This window comes from Ancylobacter polymorphus, assembly GCF_030813495.1.
In the GTDB taxonomy this organism is placed as follows: domain Bacteria; phylum Pseudomonadota; class Alphaproteobacteria; order Rhizobiales; family Xanthobacteraceae; genus Ancylobacter; species Ancylobacter polymorphus.
This window is the reverse complement of sequence record NZ_JAUSUI010000003.1, coordinates 457,924-471,233: the sequence shown is the minus strand read 5'-3', so window position 1 is coordinate 471,233 and position 13,310 is coordinate 457,924. Positions and strand designations below refer to the sequence as shown.

Annotated in this window: 15 protein-coding genes and 1 tRNA gene; 9 read left to right on the top strand and 7 right to left on the bottom strand. The window is 68.2% G+C overall.

Annotation, left to right across the window (positions count from 1 at the left end):
- Positions 1–49 precede the first annotated feature (49 nt).
- The 5 genes from J2S75_RS09480 to J2S75_RS09460 all read left to right on the top strand — a co-directional run bounded on the left by J2S75_RS09480 (position 50) and on the right by J2S75_RS09460 (position 4,460).
- Positions 50–1,447, top strand: coding sequence for a dipeptidase (locus tag J2S75_RS09480; RefSeq protein WP_307019591.1), 1,398 nt, complete (start codon positions 50–52; stop codon positions 1,445–1,447).
- A 5-nt stretch (positions 1,448–1,452) separates the two neighbouring features.
- Positions 1,453–2,313: a branched-chain amino acid aminotransferase gene (locus J2S75_RS09475; protein ID WP_307019590.1), complete on the top strand. Its 861-nt coding sequence runs from the start codon at positions 1,453–1,455 to the stop codon at positions 2,311–2,313.
- Between the two features lies 1 nt (position 2,314).
- The gene (meaB, locus tag J2S75_RS09470; protein WP_307019589.1) at positions 2,315–3,316 is read left to right on the top strand and encodes a methylmalonyl Co-A mutase-associated GTPase MeaB; all 1,002 of its coding nucleotides are present in this window, start codon (positions 2,315–2,317) and stop codon (positions 3,314–3,316) included.
- Positions 3,317–3,423: 107 nt separating this feature from the next.
- Positions 3,424–3,810, top strand: coding sequence for a response regulator (locus J2S75_RS09465; protein ID WP_307019588.1), 387 nt, complete (start codon positions 3,424–3,426; stop codon positions 3,808–3,810).
- On the top strand, positions 3,810–4,460 hold the full coding sequence (locus tag J2S75_RS09460; protein WP_307019587.1) for a pyroglutamyl-peptidase I: 651 nt from the start codon (positions 3,810–3,812) through the stop codon (positions 4,458–4,460). The genes J2S75_RS09465 and J2S75_RS09460 overlap by 1 nt, the downstream gene beginning before the upstream one ends.
- 165 nt (positions 4,461–4,625) lie before the next feature.
- On the opposite strand, the gene J2S75_RS09455 is transcribed toward J2S75_RS09460, so the two are convergent.
- Together J2S75_RS09455 and J2S75_RS09450 are read right to left on the bottom strand one after the other, a co-directional pair.
- Positions 4,626–4,958 carry a c-type cytochrome gene (locus J2S75_RS09455; RefSeq protein WP_307019585.1) on the bottom strand — a complete coding sequence of 111 codons (333 nt, stop codon included), beginning with the start codon at positions 4,956–4,958 and terminating at the stop codon, positions 4,626–4,628.
- A 70-nt stretch (positions 4,959–5,028) separates the two neighbouring features.
- The gene (locus J2S75_RS09450; protein ID WP_307019584.1) at positions 5,029–6,309 is read right to left on the bottom strand and encodes a PQQ-dependent sugar dehydrogenase; all 1,281 of its coding nucleotides are present in this window, start codon (positions 6,307–6,309) and stop codon (positions 5,029–5,031) included.
- Between the two features lie 333 nt (positions 6,310–6,642).
- Between J2S75_RS09450 and J2S75_RS09445 the strand changes: the two genes are divergently transcribed.
- Together J2S75_RS09445 and J2S75_RS09440 are read left to right on the top strand one after the other, a co-directional pair.
- Positions 6,643–7,569 carry a sulfite exporter TauE/SafE family protein gene (locus J2S75_RS09445; protein WP_307019582.1) on the top strand — a complete coding sequence of 309 codons (927 nt, stop codon included), beginning with the start codon at positions 6,643–6,645 and terminating at the stop codon, positions 7,567–7,569.
- Positions 7,566–8,333 (top strand): TIGR02186 family protein, encoded by a 768-nt coding sequence (locus J2S75_RS09440; RefSeq protein WP_307019581.1) that lies wholly within the window; start codon positions 7,566–7,568, stop codon positions 8,331–8,333. Before J2S75_RS09445 ends, J2S75_RS09440 begins: the two co-directional genes overlap by 4 nt.
- 9 nt (positions 8,334–8,342) lie before the next feature.
- On the opposite strand, the gene J2S75_RS09435 is transcribed toward J2S75_RS09440, so the two are convergent.
- Both J2S75_RS09435 and J2S75_RS09430 read right to left on the bottom strand, forming a co-directional pair.
- Positions 8,343–9,752 carry an AtzE family amidohydrolase gene (locus J2S75_RS09435; protein WP_307019580.1) on the bottom strand — a complete coding sequence of 470 codons (1,410 nt, stop codon included), beginning with the start codon at positions 9,750–9,752 and terminating at the stop codon, positions 8,343–8,345.
- Between the two features lie 8 nt (positions 9,753–9,760).
- Positions 9,761–9,964: a DUF4089 domain-containing protein gene (locus tag J2S75_RS09430; protein ID WP_307019579.1), complete on the bottom strand. Its 204-nt coding sequence runs from the start codon at positions 9,962–9,964 to the stop codon at positions 9,761–9,763.
- A gap of 176 nt (positions 9,965–10,140) precedes the next feature.
- Here J2S75_RS09430 and J2S75_RS09425 point away from each other — a divergent pair.
- Together J2S75_RS09425 and J2S75_RS09420 are read left to right on the top strand one after the other, a co-directional pair.
- A tRNA-His gene (locus J2S75_RS09425) sits at positions 10,141–10,217 on the top strand.
- 98 nt (positions 10,218–10,315) lie between these two features.
- Positions 10,316–10,681, top strand: a complete 366-nt coding sequence (locus J2S75_RS09420) for an A1S_2505 family phage non-structural protein (RefSeq protein ID WP_307019578.1) — start codon at positions 10,316–10,318, stop codon at positions 10,679–10,681.
- Positions 10,682–10,706: 25 nt separating this feature from the next.
- On the opposite strand, the gene J2S75_RS09415 is transcribed toward J2S75_RS09420, so the two are convergent.
- The 3 genes from J2S75_RS09415 to J2S75_RS09405 all read right to left on the bottom strand — a co-directional run bounded on the left by J2S75_RS09415 (position 10,707) and on the right by J2S75_RS09405 (position 13,136).
- Positions 10,707–10,910 carry a hypothetical protein gene (locus J2S75_RS09415; RefSeq protein WP_307019577.1) on the bottom strand — a complete coding sequence of 68 codons (204 nt, stop codon included), beginning with the start codon at positions 10,908–10,910 and terminating at the stop codon, positions 10,707–10,709.
- Positions 10,911–10,986: 76 nt separating this feature from the next.
- Positions 10,987–12,087 carry a choloylglycine hydrolase family protein gene (locus J2S75_RS09410; RefSeq protein ID WP_307019576.1) on the bottom strand — a complete coding sequence of 367 codons (1,101 nt, stop codon included), beginning with the start codon at positions 12,085–12,087 and terminating at the stop codon, positions 10,987–10,989.
- A 203-nt stretch (positions 12,088–12,290) separates the two neighbouring features.
- Positions 12,291–13,136, bottom strand: a complete 846-nt coding sequence (locus J2S75_RS09405; RefSeq protein ID WP_307019575.1) for a universal stress protein — start codon at positions 13,134–13,136, stop codon at positions 12,291–12,293.
- Between the last annotated feature and the right edge of the window lie 174 nt (positions 13,137–13,310).

The window sequence follows — 13,310 nt, the reverse complement described above, 5'->3', positions numbered from 1 at the left end:
CCGGGGATGAGGCGGAAAGGCCTCTTTGAAACGACAAGGACTCCCGGCCATGGCCGCTCTCTCCAGGACAGACCTCGACCGCGTGCTCGCGGCCGTCGATGCCGATCTCGACGCCTCGCTCGCGCGTCTGTTCGACTTCCTGCGCATCCCCTCCATTTCCACCGACCGCGCCTATGCCGCCGATTGCCGCCGCGCCGGCCAGTGGCTGGCGGACGACCTCGCCACGCTCGGCCTCGTCGCCAAGCTCAACGACACGCCCGGCCATCCCATCGTCACCGGCACGTCGTCCGGGGGCGCGGAACGGCGGGTGCTGTTCTACGGCCATTACGACGTGCAGCCGGTCGATCCGCTGGACTTGTGGGACAGCCCGCCCTTCGAGCCGCGCATTGTCGAAAATGCGGAGGGCGTGAAGCGGATCGTCGCCCGGGGCTCCTCCGACGACAAGGGCCAGGTGATGACCTTTGTCGAGGCCTGCCGCGCCTATATCAGCACCATCGGCCGCCTGCCGGTCGATGTGGCCATCGTCATCGAAGGCGAGGAGGAGAGCGGCTCGGCCAATATCGGCCCGTTCCTGGAAGCGCATAAGAACGAGCTGAAAACCGATCTCGCCCTCGTCTGCGACACCGGCATGTGGGACGCGCAGACGCCCGCCATCATCCTCTCGCTGCGCGGGCTGATGCATGACGAGTTCGTCGTGCGCTGCGCCGACCGCGACCTGCATTCCGGCTATTATGGCGGCGCCGCCGCCAACCCGCTGCATGTCATTTCCAAGATCATCGCCGGCGTCCATGGCCCGGACGGGCGCATCACCATTCCCGGCTTCTATGACGACGTGGTCGAGCCGTCCGACCACATGCGTGATTCCTGGGCGAAGCTCGACCTGACGACGGAGAACTTCCTCGGCCCCGTCGGCCTCTCCCATCCCATCGGCGAGAAGGACCGGCTGCTGATCGAGATGGTCTCGACCCGCCCGACCTTCGAGGTCAACGGCATGTGGGGTGGCTATATCGGCGAGGGCGCCAAGACCGTCATCCCGTCCATCGCCACCGCCAAGATCACCTGCCGGCTGGTGGCGGACCAGTACCCCGCCCATGTCCGCGACTGCGTGCGCGCCTATATCCGCTCCAAGCTGCCGCCGGACTGCACGGTGGAATTCCTCGGCGGCGAGGGCAACCGCGCCGTGGCCGTCGCCCATGACAACCCGCTGCTCGCCAAGGCCGCGAGCGCGCTGGGCGAGGAATGGGGCGCGCCGGCCGTCACCTATGGCGAGGGCGGCTCCATCCCCGTGGTCGGCCAGTTCAAGAAGGTGCTGGGGCAGGACACGCTGCTGGTCGGCTTCGCGCTGGACGATGACCGCATCCATTCGCCGAACGAGAAATACGACCTCACCTCCTTCCACAAGGGCATTCGCAGCTGGGTCCGCATTCTCGCGGCGCTGGCGGAGTAGCGGACATGTCGCATCACTGGACGCAGACCTGGACCTTCTTCAACGGCACCTGGCAGGAGGGCAATATCCCGATCCTGGGCGTACGCAGCCATGCCACCTGGCTCGGCACCTCGGTGTTCGACGGCGCCCGCGCCTTTGAGGGGGTGACGCCGGACCTCGACCTGCACTGCGCGCGGGTCAACCGCTCGGCGCTCGCGATGGGGCTGAAACCGCTCGTCTCGGTGGAGAAATGGGTCGAGCTGGCGCATCAGGGCGTGAAGCGCTTCGCGCCCGGCGCCGCGCTCTATATCCGCCCGATGTACTGGGCCGAATATCCCGGCGCGCGGACGGTGGATGCCGACCCGGAATCCACCCGCTGGTGCCTCAGCCTCTATGAGGCCGGCATACCGAGCCCCGACCACGGCACGGCGATCACCCTGTCGCGCTACCGCCGGCCGACCATCGAATGCGCCGTCACCGACGCCAAGGCCGGCTGCCTCTACCCCAACAACGCCCGCGCGCTGGTCGAGGCGCATGCGCGCGGCTTCGACAATGCGGTGCTGTGCGACATGCTGGGCAATGTCGCCGAGCTCGCCACCGCCAATGTCTTCCTCGCCAAGGACGGGGTGGCCTTCACTCCGGCGCCGAACGGCACCTTCCTCGCCGGCATCACCCGCACCCGCACGGCGAATCTGCTGCGGGAGGCAGGCATCGAGGTGGTGGAATCCGCGCTCACCTGGCGCGACTTCCTGGAGGCGGACGAAATCTTCTCGACCGGCAATTATTCCAAGGTGACGCCGGTAACGCGGATCGAGGACCGCGACCTCCAGCCCGGCCCGGTCTATCGCCGCGCCCGCGAACTCTATTGGGAGTTCGCCCATTCCTGAGGTGACGCACGCCGCCCCGCTGCCCGCACTCGACGCGCTCATTGAGGGTGTCCGTTCCGGCCACCGCGCCACGCTCGCGCGGGCGATCACGCTGGTGGAATCGCGCAAGCCGGCGCATCGCGCGCTGGCGGGCGAGCTGTTGCAGGCGCTGCTGCCGCAGACCGGGCGCGCCCTGCGCCTCGGCATCACCGGCGTGCCGGGGGTCGGCAAGTCGACCACCATCGATTCGCTCGGCAGCCATCTCATCGCCCGGGGGCACCGGGTGGCGGTGCTGGCGGTGGACCCCTCCTCCACCCGCACCGGCGGCTCCATCCTCGGCGACAAGACGCGCATGGCCCGCCTGTCGCTGGAGGAGCGCGCCTTCATCCGCCCCTCCCCGGCCGGAGGAACGCTCGGCGGGGTCGCGGCGCGCACCCGCGAGACCCTGCTGCTGTGCGAGGCGGCGGGCTATGACGTGGTGCTGGTGGAGACGGTCGGCGTCGGCCAGTCGGAAACCGCGGTGGCTGACATGACCGACACCTTTCTCGTGCTCATGCTGCCCGGCGCCGGCGATGAATTGCAGGGCATCAAGAAGGGCATCATCGAACTGGCCGATATCGTCGCCGTCAACAAGGCGGACGGCGCCAATCTCGCCCGTGCCAAGGCGGCGGCGGGGGAGTACCGCGCGGCGCTGCATGTGCTGGGTGGGCGCGAACCGTTCTGGTCGGTGCCGGTGCTCACCTATTCCGGCCTTACCGGCGAGGGGATAGATGCGTTGTGGGCGACGGTGGTGTCGCATCGCGATCGCGCGACGCAGGCGGGGGCCTTTTCTGCGCGCCGCAGCGGCCAGCAGGTGAAATGGATGTGGACCCTGTTCGACGAGCGGGTGCGCGAGGCGCTTCGCCGCGCCCCGGCGCTGCGGGCGCAACTTCCGGCGATCGAACAGGCCGTGGCGGCGGGCGCACTGTCCCCCACGCTCGGCGCCGCGAAGATCGCCGATCTGTTCGGCTGGCCGGAACTGTAAGGCCGGACTCGCAAAAAAGCCGAAATGAGGGAAGAATATTCAAAATGGCGACGGTTGCTGGTCGGCACCGGACAGGCAAGCCCGACCAGAAGGAGTGATACATCATCATGCAGGATCAGCCCACGCTGTCGGGCCAGCGCGTCTTCGTGGTCGAGGACGAGACGCTCGTCGCAATGATGATCGAGGGCATGCTTGAGGAACTGGGCGCCACCGTCGTCGGCAATGAATCGCGCTTCGACGATGCGTTGAACTTCGTCGCCGCGCGCCATGAAGAGATCGATGTCGCCATGCTCGACCTCAATCTCGGCACGCGCCACAGCTACGACATTGCCGAGGCGATCGCCCGTCACGGCATCCCGATCGTTTTCTCCACCGGCTATAATGACAGCGCCATCGACGCGGCCTGGCGCAAATGCCCGGTGCTGAACAAGCCGTTCCAGCTGGCCGATCTCGAGGGCGCCCTGGCGCGGGCGCTGGAGGCGCGCGCGGCCTGATGCGCGCCGGACGGGCGAAGGCTCCGGCTCTCCCGCGCCTGCTGGTCACAGGCTTCGGCCGCTTTCCCGGCATGCCGGCCAATCCGTCCGCCAAGCTGGCCCGCCGCCTCGCGCGCAGCCGTCCGGCCGCGGGCGCCGCGACCGAGTTGCTCCTGCTCGCCACCCGCTGGGACGAGGCCGCCGGCTTCCCCGCCCTGCTCGCACGAACCCAGCCGGATATTGTGCTGATGCTGGGCGTCGCCGCCCGGCGCCGGCTTGTCTCGATCGAAATCGTCGGCCGCAAGGCGACGGGCGCGTTTCCCGATGCCGCCGGCTGCCGTCCGGCCTCGGGCGTGCTGGAGCCCGGCGCACCGGCGCAACGGGCGCTGACCGCCCGCCCGGCCCCGCTGCTGGCGGCGCTGCGCGCGGCCGGCGTCCCCGCCCATCTCTCCCGCCATGCCGGCCGCTATGTCTGCAACGCGCTGACCTTCCGCGCCTATGGCTGGGCGCGCGCCGGCCGTCGCGCCGATGGCGGCCCGCGGCTTGCGGTGTTCGTGCATGTGCCGCTGCCGCGTCCCGGCCGGCTCGCGTTGCCGCAGCTGGCGCGAGGGCTGGAAGCACTGCTCGTCGCGCTGCTGGCGCAGTTCCGGCAGAGCCGCCTGCGCGCCTGAGCGACGGGGAAAGAAAGGGCGGACACCGCTCAGATCATTTCACTGTTTCACGGAAACAGTGAAATGATCTTATTCCTTGTTCTTCGCGTTTTCTTCACGCGAACCGGTATCCACTTCGCTCGAAAACGCTCGCGCGCGGCATCCGCCCCGGGGTCGACCCGACGCTCAACGCGCCGGCAGTTGCACGGTGATCTTGATCGAGCCGTACCACGCCGCGAGATTGGCGATGTCGGCGTCGGTCAGGTCCTTGGACACCACCGTCATCATCTCGTTGACGCGGCGGCCGGCGCGGAAATCCTCCAGCGCCTTGACGAGATAGACTTCCTGCTGTCCCGCAAGATTGGCCGCCGTCGGCAATTGGGCGATGCCGTCCATGCCGTGACAGACCGCGCATTGGGCCGAAGCCTTGGCGCGCCCCGCCTTGGCGTCCTGCGCCAAAGCGGGGGTAACGCCGAGTGCCGCCGCCATCAGCAGCGGCACGCAAAACATGCGTTTCATTGACGATTCCCGGCAAGAGAAAGGGCCCCCGCGCCCGTCTCCCGGCGCAGGGGCGATGAGGCACGGCCGCTTACTTCTCGTAGGAGATGCGGTAGATCGCGCCCGACGTATCGTCCGCCACCAGCAGCGAGCCGTCGTTCAGCTGCGCCACGGAGGCCGGACGGCCGAGATATTCCCCATCGACCAGCCAGCCCTCGGCGAAGGGCTCGGTCTTGGCGGCGGTGCCGTCCTCGTTCAGCGTGGTGAACATCACCCGCGCCCCGACCGGATCGGTGCGGTTCCACGAGCCGTGCTGGACCGAGAAGATCCCGCCCTTATATTTCGCCGGGAACTGCTTGCCGGTGTAGAAGGTCATGCCGAGATCGGCGGCATGCGCTTCCATCTCGACTTCGGGCGGCACGGAATCGGCCGGCGGCGTCTGGTCCTTATATTCGACGGTGCGGACATTGCCGCCGCCGAAATAGGGGAAGCCGAAGGTCTGGCCGGGCTTGATTGCGCGATTCAGTTCGCCCGGCGGAATGGTGTCACCCATGCCGTCAACCTGGTTGTCGGTGAACCAGAGGGTCTTGTCCTTCGGGTTGAAGTCCATGCCCACCGAATTGCGGATACCCCACGCATAGACTTCGCGGTTCTTGCCGTCGCGGTCCATCCGCACGATGCCGCCAATGCCCGTCTTCTTGTACAGGTCGTATTTCTCCGGCGCGAAGACGTTGAAGGGCTGGCCGAGCGTGATGTAGAGCTTGTCATCCGGCCCGATGCGGCAGACGCGGGCGGTGTGGTTGTAGGATTCCTCGGCGGCCGGAATGAGATCGCCCTGCTTCACCACCTCGAATGCCGCGACATCCGGCCCTTCATAGAAGAATTCGGCGGCGGGGAAGAGCAGGACGCGGTTTTGTTCGGCGACGAACAGGAAGCCGTCCTTGGAGAAGCACACGCCGTTCGGCAGCTTGAACTGGATGGAGGGTGCGAAGACCTTCACCTCGTCGGCGACGCGGTCCTTGTCGCGGTCGGTCACCGCCCATACTTTCGACTTGCGGGTGCCGACGAAGACGACGCCGGTGGTCGGCCCCACCGCCATCTCGCGCGCGTCCGGCACGATGGCATAGAGCGAAATCTTGAAGCCGTCCGGCAGCTTGATGCCGGCCAGCGTCTTGTTGAACGCATCGACGCGCGGGCCGGTCTGCGGCACCGTTTCCATTTCCATGGAGGCGCCGGTCTGCTGGAAATTCGAGAGCTTCTGCATGTTGTCGGTCGACTGGGCCTGGGCCGAAGCCGACAGCATCACCGCGCCCGCGAACATGGTGGTGGCGAGCAGCGCCGCGGTCCGCGAACCGCGCCGGAAAAGAGACATGGGGTTCCTCCTAGGATGCCGGACCTCGTTCGGGTCCGTTGCCGCGGCACGCTAGCACGACCTCACTGAACGTTAAGTCAGCAATACTGGCCCATCTGGCCTGAAATGACCTTCGCGGCCAAAAATTTTTACCAAGCAAGCCAGTTCAACAGCCCGATACTACAGTTGCCTCAAGAAGAAACCAAGCATTATCGCGCATAATGTATTACAGAACCGCCCTACCCGCCCCGATGGCCGCCGCCCGGTTCGCACCGGCGTTAAACCCTTGCCGGCCGAATCCTGCTATGGGCTGTCCATGGGCTCGGTGAGGCCCCGACGCTGCCGGATCTGCCCGTGACGATCTATCTGCCGATAGCGGAACTGCCGGTGAACATCTTCACGCTTCTGGCGCTGGGGATCGCGGTCGGCTTTATCTCCGGCATGTTCGGCGTCGGCGGCGGGTTCCTGATGACGCCGCTGCTCATTTTCCTCGGCGTGCCGCCGGCCGTGGCGGTGGCGAGCGTCTCCACCCACATGGCCGCCTCGTCCTTTTCCGGCACGCTCACCTATTTGCGACGGGGGTTGGTGGATGTCCGCCTGGGGCTTGTGCTGCTGGCCGGCGGCCTCACCGGCACGCTGGCCGGCGTCGTCAGCTTCATGCTGCTGCGCCAGCTCGGCCAGCTCGATCTCGTCATCGCCGTCACCTATATCGTCCTGCTCGGCACCATCGGCTCGCTGATGGTGGCGGAAAGCCTGCGCGCCCTGCTGCGCGAATGGCGGGGCGAGAAGGCGCAGGTGAAGCGGCCGGGGGCGCATCCCTGGTTTCTGCGCATGCCGTTGAAGATGCGCTTCCGCCAGTCGCGCATCTATGTCTCGGTCATTCCCGTGGTGACGATCGGCTTCGCCATCGGCTTTCTCGGCGCGCTGATGGGCATTGGCGGCGGCTTCCTGCTCGTGCCGGCGCTGATCTATCTCCTGCGCGTGCCGACGCTGACCTCCATCGCCACGGCGCTCATGCTGACGCTCGTGACGATGACCGCCGCCATCCTCATGCACGCCGTGCTGAACCAGACGGTCGATGCGGTGCTTGGCCTGGTGCTGATGGTCGGCGGCACCATCGGGGCGCAGTTCGGCGCCCGCGCCGGGCAGGCGATGCGGGCGGAAAAGCTGCGCCTGCTGCTCGGCCTGCTGGTGCTCGCCGTCGGCCTGCGCGTGGCGGTGGACCAGATCGTCACCCCGGCGGACCTCTACGCCGTCTCGATCGACGAGGCGGCACGATGAGGGGGATGGCCGCATCGCTTCTCGCCCTCCTGCTGCTCCTCGCCGGCACGCCGGCGCGGGCGGAACTGGTGCTGTCGCTGTCCAAGGCCCGCGTCACCATCACCTCGAACTTCACCGGCGACACGCTGGTGCTGTTCGGCGTCATCGATCCCGGCGTGGTGGCGCCGTCCGCTTCGCCCGATGTCGTCGTCACCGTGCGGGGCCCCCGCGAGAGCTTCACCACCTGGCGCAAGGAGCGGCGCTTCGGCCTGTGGGTGAATGTGGACGGCCGCAGCTTCCTCGCCGCCCCTTCCTATCTCGCCGTGCTGGCCAACCGCCCGCCGGCTGACATGGCCGATGCGGAGACGCTGCGCTGGGAACAGGCGGGGCTGGACAATAACCGGCTGCTGCAGCGCATCGGTTCGGACTATGCCGATGTGGTGCCGCAAGACCCGTTCCGGCAGGCTTTTCTGCGGGTGAAACAGGCGCAGGGGCTGTATTTCGAGCGCCCGGCCGGGGTGGAGTTCATCGCCCCGAACGTGTTTCGCGCCACCATTCCCATTCCCGGCACCGCCCCCATCGGCGCCTATGAGGTGGTGGTGAAGACCTTCAACGGCGGCGCCCTCGCCGGTCAGGGGACGCTGCCGCTGGAAGTGGCGAAGGTCGATTTCGAGCAGACGGTGGCCATCACCGCGCAGGATTATCCCTGGCTCTACGGCCTCGCCACCGCGCTGATGGCGCTCACCGTCGGCTTCATCGCCAATATCGCCTTCCGCCGCGACTGAGACTGAGACCTACAGCACCGGTTCCGGCGCGAGGGCGACGCCCGCCCGTTCCAGCACCCGCGCCGCCTGCAGCGCCTTGTCCTCCCGCCAGGGGGCCGCGATGAGCTGCACGCCGATGGGCAGCGGGTCGTCGGTCGGGATCGGCGCCGCGGCGACGGGCAGGCCGATGAAGGAGATGGGTTGCGTGTAGATGCCGATATTCGGCCGCACCAGCATTTCCCGCCCGTCGAGCACGAAGGTCGTCTGGCCGCCGCGCGGCGCGGGCACGGGGGTCGAGGGCGCGATCAGCACGTCGCAATCGGCGAACAGCTCCAGCGCCCGCTCGCGGAACCAGCGGCGGAAGATCTGCGCCCGTGCGATCCATATCGCCGGCAGCACCGCCCCGGCCAGCAGGCGCTCGCGCACCGCCGGGTCGAAATCGTGCGGGCGCGCGCGCAGCCGCCCCTCATGCAGCGCCGCCCCTTCCGCCATGGAGATGAGATAGGCCGCCGCCCGCGCCCGCTCCACCTCCGGCAACTCCACCGTACGCGTCGCGCCCAGCGCCTTCGCCGCGCGGGCCACCGCCGCATAGGCCTGCGGCGTTCCCTGCCGGGCGAACCAGCCGCCGAGCACCGCGACCTTGAGATCGCCGGGCGAATCAAGGGTGGAAAGCGTGGGCGCCAAGGGCGCGTCGGCCAGCGCCGGGTCCTCGGTATCCGGGCCCTGCAACGCGTCATAGGTCGCGGCGAGGTCGCCGACATGGCGGGCGAAGGGGCCGAGATGGTCGAGGCTGGCGACAAAGGGAAAGCTGCGCGCCCGCGACAGCCTTCCATAGGTCGGCTTCAGCCCGAAAATGCCGCAGAAGGAGGACGGCACCCGGATCGAGCCATTGGTGTCGGAGCCGAGCGCCAGCGGCACCAACTTGCCGCCGACCGCGGAACCCGAGCCGCCGGAGGAGCCGCCGGACATGTGCGCCGGGTCATGCGGATTGGCCGAGCGCCCGTCATGCCGGTTCTCGCCGGTGAAGTCATAGGCATATTCGCCCATATTGAGCCCGCCGAGGCACACCGCCCCGGCGGCGTTCATGCGTTCCACCAGCGTCGCGTCGCGCGCGGCAGGCGCCCGGTCGCGGTTGATCTTCGCCCCGGCCCGCGTCGGCAGGCCCTTGAGATCGAATAGGTTCTTGGCTGCGAACGGCACGCCGGCGAGTGGCCCCAGCGTCTCCCCGCGCACCCGGGCGGCATCGAGCGCCTCGGCCTCGGCAAGCGCGCGGTCGCGCGTCACATCGGTAAAGGCGTTCAGCACGGGATCGACCGCGTCGATCCGCGCCAGCGCCGCCTGCGTGACCGCGCGCGCGCTCACCCGCCCCTCGCGCACGGCGGCGGCGAGGTCGGTGGCGGGTCCGGCGAGCAGCGTCGCGGCGGCGGCATCGGGGGACATGGGCGCGCTCATGGCCGGTACACCGGCGCGGGCTCGGCCTCGTCGGGCAGCGGGAATTCCATCACCAGCGCCGCCATCGCCGTGGCGGTTTCCAGATGCATCAGCACGCGCGGCCGCAATTGCGGCTCCAGCGGCAGCCGCGCCATGGCGAGCCCCGCATCGAGCAGCGCCCCGCAGGCTGCCCTGTCCTCGCCGTCCGCCTCTGTCCGCATCGCCGCCTCCGTCCTGAATTCAGCCGCCGATGATACAGGAAGCGTGCCACGCGACGGCCTTCAGCACCTGCCTTGGGCGGCTGGCGGGAAAAGGTTGTCCACCTCCTTTGCGGAAGCATGCGCGGCGGCCTTGCAAAGCGCCGGCCGCCAAAGTAGGTTCCGCGCCGTTCTGGCACGCAGCTGTAGCTCAGTTGGTTAGAGCGCCGGTCTGTGGAACCGGAGGTCGGTGGTTCGAGCCCACCCAGCTGTACCAGAAACATCCTTGCCCCGGTCATTTTCCTCGCTTATCGCCGGTGCCCTGGCGCGCCGGGCCTGCGCTCGGCAGCAGCGGCAAGGGCAAGGAATGGCTTCATGGGGCGCAACCCGATCTTCGTCTTCGGCTCGAATCTCGCCGGCATCCATGCGGGCGGGGCGGCGCGCTGGGCGCATGACAACCGGGGCGCGGAATGGGGCGTCGGCTTCGGCCTTACCGGCACCGCGTTTGCCATTCCGACCAAAGACTGGGACATCGAGACGCTGCCGCTGGCCGACATCCAGAAATATGTCCGCCGCTTTCTGAAATTCGCCGCCGCGCGGCCGGATCTCAGCTTCCAGCTCACGCCCATCGGCTGCGGCCTCGCCGGCTACACCCCGGCCGACATCGCGCCGATGTTCGCGCAGGCGTCCGAAAATGTGCTGCTGCCGGACGAGTTCAAGGCCGCGCTCGGGCGCAGTTGATCGGCGCGCGCCATCCGCCGGCGATTCAGCGCGTGTCGCAGATATAGAGCGACATGTCCGCCCCGGCCGCCCGCAATTCCAGCCACACATCCGGCCGCACGCGCACCCGCCCGCCCCTTTTGCGGGCATAGGCGAGGGCGAACGCCTCGGCGGCGCGCACCCTCTCGGCGGTCAGCGGCTGGGACGGCGGAATCGGGCGCGACGGCGTGGGCGGCGGCATGGAGAGCATCGGCGCGGTCTCCTCACGGGGGGACAAGCGCCATGCAAGCCGCCGGCCAGCCGGGCGAGAACCGGCCGGCCCGGTCTCAGGGTGCCAGCACCTCGGCGCCGGCGCTCGTCTTCGGGTAGGGCAGCTCGGTCACCAGCCGCGCCGCCGGCGTCGTCTGCGCGAACAGCGGGGCGAGGTCGATGGTGAGATAGTTCAGCCGGTTGGCGTAATCGGCGATCATCAGCCGGTTATGCGTCAGGTCCTTCACCACCACCCACTGGGTGTAATCGGAGACCGTCGAGCCGTCCGGCAGCCGGGACTGGGCGATGCCGAGCGGGATATCGACATTGTTGAGAATATGGGCGACCGCCTGCGCCGCCTCGCCGGCATCCTGGGGCGGCACCACGCCGTGCCGCAGCAGAGTGGCGCGGACAAAACGCGAGGGCGGCGTGTAGTCGCCGGGAAGCCCGATCAGCCCGCCGCCCTGGCCGAGTTCGGTGACATTCGTCGTGCCGATCTCGCGGGCAGGCACGCCCACCGTGCTCAGGCTGAGATAGTTGCGGACATTGTTGAGGTGCCAGTCATAGGTCGGCGCATTGGTCAGCACGTGGGCGACATTGTCGTGGATGCGCAACTCGCCGCCGACATATTCCACCACCATGCCGGCGCCGCTGCGGTCGACGAAGACGAAATGAATGGTCGGCGGCGTCGGGCCGCTCGGCAGCGTGGCATCCGCCCACACCTTCATCGCCGGCAGCGCCGCGCGCAGGTCGGCGACAGTGGCGAAGCTGCCCAGCGCCCAGGAGCCGAAGGTCAGCACGGTCTGGTACTGTTTGTCGTCTTTCGTCACCGTCTGGTACTGGGTGAAGCCCGGCAGGAAATTGCCGCTCATCGACAGGCCTTCGGAGTTCTGCCCGTCGAGCAGCGCCCCGCCGGGGATGATGCCGGCATTGACGCCGACCACCGCATATTTCGTCGCCACCTTGTGGGCGGGCAGATTCAGCGCGGCGGGGGCGACCAGCGTGATCTCGGTGCCCTTGGGCTGGCTCACCAGCTGCCACTTCATGTCATAGGCCCATTCCATGGTGCGCCCGGCAATGACCGTGCCGTCCTTGGCGACGATGTCGACCGCCGTGCAGGCGAGAGACAGGTTGACGGTGGCGAGCAACGCCAGCGTGGTCGCGAGCAGCCTTTTCATGGTGTTTCCTCCGGGCTCCGTTCGGCCCCATGGCGCACAGGTAACGTCATCCGGCGGGCCTGTCCCTTCACATATCGAGATCGGCGGCCCGGCCGCCATGCGTGCGCAACGGCCAGGCCGGCCCGGAAACAGGAAAGCGGGCCGGAAACGAAAAAGCCCGGCGCGGACGCCGGGCCTTGATGTCGTGCCGGTACCGGCCGGCCTCAATGGGCGAGGAAAAGCGGCACCGTCATCCGTTCCAGCATGTCGCGGGTCACGCCGCCGAGCACGAATTCGCGCAGCCGCGAGTGGCCGTAGCCGCCCATGACCACGATGTCGATGTCGCGCGCCGCCACTTCCTTCAGCAGCACGTCGGCGATGCTCTCGTCGCCGCTCGGCACCAGCGTGCGCAGTTCCACCGTCTTCTCGTGGCGCGCCAGATGGCGGGCGAGGTCGGCGCCCGGCAGGTCGACGCCCTTCTTGCGCAGCGGCTTGCCGGTATCGACCACCACCGCCTCGACCAGATGGGCATGGCCGAGCAGCGCCCGCGCCTCCGCCACGGCGCGCGCCGAGGTGCGGCTGCCGTCCCAGGCGACCATGATGCGCTTGGCCGAGAACGGCTTCTGCTGCTTGCGCGGCACCACCAGCACCGGCCGGCCCGAATCGAACAGCACCGCCTCGGTCACCACATCCTCCGGGCCGAGCTTGTCGGGGTCCGCCTGGCTGACGATGGTGAGGTCATAAAGGCGGGCCATCACGCCGATCTGCTCGGCCGCGCCGCCGGGCGTGCCGTCGACCAGCCGGACCTCGCCGGTGAGGCCGAGCGAGCGCGCCGCCTCGCCGAAGCGTTCCACGGAGGTGCGCGCCAGACGCTGGGCTTCCGCCCTCTGCGCTTCGATGAAATCGGTGGAGAAGGCTTCCGTATAGACCGGCGGCACATCGATCTCGTAGCTCACGGCCACGCCCGTCAGATGGGCATCCAGCGCGGCGGCGGCAGAGACCGCATAATCGCCGGCGACATCTTCCCCAACGTCGGCCACCCGCAGGCTGACGAGAATATCCTTGATCATCTGCTTTCCTCCACGCATTCGGTGATGGCTTTTTTGCATTCAAAGAAGTGTCGTCGCATTGACGGCCGTCAAGTCTTTGGGCGCCGGCCGGCCCTGCTTGCGTTCTCCCCACGGACGCAAACGTCGCGCATTTGGCCGGCGGCGGCTATAAGGGCTGCAACGAATGCAGGAAAT

Excerpts from the sequence above, each read along its gene's own strand:
- J2S75_RS09480 (WP_307019591.1), top strand. The coding sequence starts at position 50 with ATGGCCGCTCTCTCCAGGACAGACCTCGACCGCGTGCTCGCGGCCGTC.
- J2S75_RS09475 (WP_307019590.1), top strand. The coding sequence starts at position 1,453 with ATGTCGCATCACTGGACGCAGACCTGGACCTTCTTCAACGGCACCTGG.
- J2S75_RS09465 (WP_307019588.1), top strand. The coding sequence starts at position 3,424 with ATGCAGGATCAGCCCACGCTGTCGGGCCAGCGCGTCTTCGTGGTCGAG.
- J2S75_RS09460 (WP_307019587.1), top strand. The coding sequence starts at position 3,810 with ATGCGCGCCGGACGGGCGAAGGCTCCGGCTCTCCCGCGCCTGCTGGTC.
- J2S75_RS09455 (WP_307019585.1), bottom strand. The coding sequence starts at position 4,958 with ATGAAACGCATGTTTTGCGTGCCGCTGCTGATGGCGGCGGCACTCGGC.
- J2S75_RS09450 (WP_307019584.1), bottom strand. The coding sequence starts at position 6,309 with ATGTCTCTTTTCCGGCGCGGTTCGCGGACCGCGGCGCTGCTCGCCACC.
- J2S75_RS09440 (WP_307019581.1), top strand. The coding sequence starts at position 7,566 with ATGAGGGGGATGGCCGCATCGCTTCTCGCCCTCCTGCTGCTCCTCGCC.
- J2S75_RS09435 (WP_307019580.1), bottom strand. The coding sequence starts at position 9,752 with ATGTCCCCCGATGCCGCCGCCGCGACGCTGCTCGCCGGACCCGCCACC.
- J2S75_RS09430 (WP_307019579.1), bottom strand. The coding sequence starts at position 9,964 with ATGCGGACAGAGGCGGACGGCGAGGACAGGGCAGCCTGCGGGGCGCTG.
- J2S75_RS09420 (WP_307019578.1), top strand. The coding sequence starts at position 10,316 with ATGGGGCGCAACCCGATCTTCGTCTTCGGCTCGAATCTCGCCGGCATC.
- J2S75_RS09415 (WP_307019577.1), bottom strand. The coding sequence starts at position 10,910 with ATGCTCTCCATGCCGCCGCCCACGCCGTCGCGCCCGATTCCGCCGTCC.
- J2S75_RS09410 (WP_307019576.1), bottom strand. The coding sequence starts at position 12,087 with ATGAAAAGGCTGCTCGCGACCACGCTGGCGTTGCTCGCCACCGTCAAC.
- J2S75_RS09405 (WP_307019575.1), bottom strand. The coding sequence starts at position 13,136 with ATGATCAAGGATATTCTCGTCAGCCTGCGGGTGGCCGACGTTGGGGAA.